3 protein-coding genes and 1 pseudogene are annotated in these 3,526 nt (G+C 63.3%); 3 read left to right on the forward strand and 1 reads right to left on the reverse strand.

The features are described 5' to 3' along the window. A pseudogene (locus ABD791_RS16085) lies at positions 1-188 on the forward strand (IS256 family transposase); the annotation flags it as partial. Positions 189-257: 69 nt separating this feature from the next. Beyond that, positions 258-527, forward strand: coding sequence for a hypothetical protein (locus tag ABD791_RS16090; protein ID WP_345068561.1), 270 nt, complete (start codon positions 258-260; stop codon positions 525-527). A 486-nt stretch (positions 528-1,013) separates the two neighbouring features. Here the strand turns inward: ABD791_RS16090 and ABD791_RS16095 are convergent, their stop codons facing one another. Further along, on the reverse strand, positions 1,014-1,700 hold the full coding sequence (locus tag ABD791_RS16095; RefSeq protein WP_345068562.1) for a TetR/AcrR family transcriptional regulator: 687 nt from the start codon (positions 1,698-1,700) through the stop codon (positions 1,014-1,016). A 102-nt stretch (positions 1,701-1,802) separates the two neighbouring features. On the opposite strand from ABD791_RS16095, the gene ABD791_RS16100 reads away from it, so the two are divergent. Next, positions 1,803-3,317, forward strand: a complete 1,515-nt coding sequence (locus ABD791_RS16100; protein ID WP_345068563.1) for an MFS transporter — start codon at positions 1,803-1,805, stop codon at positions 3,315-3,317. Positions 3,318-3,526 lie beyond the last annotated feature (209 nt).

Below are 3,526 nucleotides of genomic sequence, written 5' to 3' on the forward strand. Positions count from 1 at the left end.
TGTTCCCCAACCCGGCCGCCCTGCTGCGCCTGGCCGGCGCCGTCCTCGTCGAGCAACACGACGAATGGGAAGCTGGCGACCGCCGCTACCTCTCCGAAGCCTCCATGGCCGCGCTGCGCACGATGAACGAGCCCGTTGCCGAGCCGATCGAGGAGGTGGTTTCACTCCCCGAACTCGCTGCGGCATAATCAAAACACTGACCCGCACGGTGTTGAGAAACTCCACCACTCAGCGGGACGTGACCGATCATCGCCTACGTGACCGACGAGCCGAGAGTGCCAAAGAGGGTCAACCGCGTCGGGCAGATGCATCAGTCAATGGACCCTTTAGATGACGACACCGCGATGGAGCTTCGGCGACTCGCAAAGTCATTCCTTCCGGAGCTGAATGCACGGATCGCATCATTGCATTTTACGATCGGTCGCGAACTCGCTGAGCTTGGCATGGAAGCTGTCTACAAGTTCCCGGACCTGTCGACACCCGACGTTTTTTCGGTGGGGAGAGTGGGCAAGAGGAGGGTGAATTAATCGGGCCCGGTAGCGGGGCGAGCTGGTGCACCTTTGCTTCCGTCACAAACCATGCATGGAATTAGATCCGGGAAGTGATGGAATTGTGATGGCGCGAGAGGGTCGCGATCCCCGCGATATGGGGCAAGTGAGAATTACGTGAACTGCCCGCAGTAGAAATAGCCTCGTGAATCCCCGTGATTCCGGGGCTATTCGTCTTTTCAGTCGGGGTCTCCTGGAGACCTCTCCTCGGGTGTCACCCTGCTCCGTCGGGGTACCGAAATCAGGAGTGGAGGCGTGTCGGCCGAGGCCCGCCTGCGGAACGGCGGGCCTGCGCATCCGCGACACGCACTCCGTTCCTGATTTTGGCACCCGTGCCCCACTCGGTCGAGCCGGTCGAGACCTCCGCCGGCCGTTCTCGGGTGCAATCCGTGTCGACGGATGCGATCACAAGGGCACCAGGGTCGGCCAACGGATGCAGCACCCGCGTACCGTCGAACACGTGAGCTAAGCGGCATCCTTCGGCTGGTTGCCCAGCCCCACCGCCGGCAGCACGACACCATCGATGAGCGAAATGAGAAACTGCCGATCGACGGGCGTGCGCAGGATCAGCACGCGGTAGGCCGCCATCGACGGCGCGATCAGCGAGAGGGCGGCGATGTCGCAGCCGGCAGAAATCTCGCCACGGTCGATGGCTCGCTGCATGAGAATGCGATTGGCCGCCGCGCGGGGCTCCACGATTGCGGCATTGGCCGCCTCGGCAAGCTCAGGTGCGCGCGACAACATCGACATCAGCCCGCCCATGATCTGAAGTTTCTTCTCGCCGTCTTCGATCGAGTGCGGCTTGATCATCGAGACAAGGTCGCCGCGGAGCGTTCCGGTGTCGGGCAGATGCGTGGGGTCGAGGTCGCCCTTTTTCATGCAGGCCACGGCGTCGATGACGAGTTCGGCCTTGGACGCCCAGCGGCGGTACACGGTGGCCTTGCCCGCCTTGGCCCGTGCCGCGACCATGTCAATTGTCATGCCGTCGTACCCAACTTCGGCGAGCACTTCGAGAGCGGCGTCGAGTATCTCTGGGTCGCGGGTGTGGTCGCGTTTGCGGCCGAGTTTCGCGGGTTGCTCCGCAGCCTCGTCAGTGAGGCTGGCGTCAGCGAGGCTGGCGAGGCTGTCGTCAGTGAGGTTCGGTTGCGTCATTGCGCCGATCTCCATTTTTCGTGAATTGTGCGGTGTTGTCTGTACGAATATTCAGGAACTATTAAGATCCGGAACTCCACAGTATCGTATAGTCTCGGGTTTATGCCTCAGACTTCAACAGTTTCTTCGGGCGCTCCCGCCGCTCCGGTGGTCTCATCCCGGCGCTGGTGGACGCTTTCCGTCGTTGCCCTTGCTCAGCTGATGGTGGTGCTCGACTCGACGGTCGTCAACATCGCGCTGCCTTCTGCCCAGGCCGACCTCGGCTTCACCAACGGCGAGCGGCAATGGATCGTGACCGCCTATTCGCTCGCCTTCGGCAGCCTGCTGCTGTTCGGCGGTCGCCTCTCCGATCTGGTCGGCCGCAAACGCATGTTCATCATCGGCCTGATCGGCTTCGCCGGCGCCTCAGCGCTCGGTGGCGCGGCCGGGAGCTTCGGCGTGCTCGTCGGAGCTCGGGCCCTGCAGGGCGCATTCGGTGCGCTTCTCGCCCCGACAGCCCTAGCCGTGCTGACGACGACATTCACCATTCCGAAAGAGCGCGCCCGCGCGTTCGGAGTCTTCGGTGCGATTGCCGGCGCCGGTGGCGCCGTCGGACTCCTCCTCGGCGGCTACCTGACCGAGTATTTCAACTGGCGCTGGAACCTCTACATCAACGTCTTCATCGCGATCTTCGCCGTGATCGGCGCCCTGATCTTCGTGAGCAACGCGAAGCGCGTCGGCCCGCGCCCGAAGCTCGACATCCCCGGCACTCTGCTCGTCTCCGGCGCCCTCTTCGGATTGGTCTTCGGGTTCTCGAACGCCGAGACCGACGGCTGGGATTCACCGCTGTGCTGGGGGATGCTGACTGCCGCCGGTGTGCTGTTGGTCGCGTTCGTTCTCTGGCAGCGTCGAGCGAAGCATCCGCTTCTGCCACTCGGAATCGTTCTTGATCGCAATCGCGGGGCGGCGTACCTCTCGGTGCTGATCGCCGGCGCCGGTATGTTCGGAATCTTCCTGTTCGTGACCTACTACCTGCAGACGTCCCTGCACTACACGCCCATGCAGACCGGCCTCGCGTTCTTACCAATGATCGCGATGTTGGTGCTCGCCGCACAGCTCTCGACGAACATCTTCGTTCCGCGGTTCGGGCCCAAGGTCATGGTTCCGTTTGGGATGGCGCTCGGCGTGATCGGGATGGTCTATCTGACGCGCCTCGGCCTCGACAGCACCTACGCTGCCGACATCTTGCCGCCGCTGATGATTCTCGGCTTCGGAATGGGCTCCATCATGCCCGCCTCGATGCAAACGGCCACCCTCGGCGTCGACCGCCACTTCGCCGGCGTCGCCTCAGCCATGGTCAACACAAGCCAGCAGGTCGGCGGATCGATCGGTACCGCTCTGCTGAACACCCTGGCCGCAACCGCAGCGGCCAGCTATCTGGCCGATCATGTTCCCCCCACTGCCGCCGTCGCCGCACAGGCAGCGATCCACAGCTACGCGACCGCGTATTGGTGGGGTGCCGGGTTCTTCGCGGTCGGTGCGGTGATCGCGGCGCTGCTCTTCCGCCGGATCGGCCACGGCATCTCGCTGGCGAACCCCACCGCTGACCGGGAGCGGGAGACGGTGGCAGCCCACTAGCCGAACGATGCGGTGACTGACTCGATTTCGTCGGATGAATCGGTCTGTGACCAGTCGAAACACGGCTGCATCCTCTGATCGAGTAGTCGTAGACCTCCGGAGAGGCCGCTTCGGAGGAGATTCTGCGACACGCCGCATGAAACCGGCTGGGCCGACCCAGGGATTCCGGTCAGTAGTCCTCCGCTATTACTGATTGGATTGCGAATATG

This window comes from Glaciibacter kafniensis, assembly GCF_039538945.1.
Taxonomy (GTDB): Bacteria; Actinomycetota; Actinomycetes; order Actinomycetales; family Microbacteriaceae; genus Cryobacterium; species Cryobacterium kafniensis.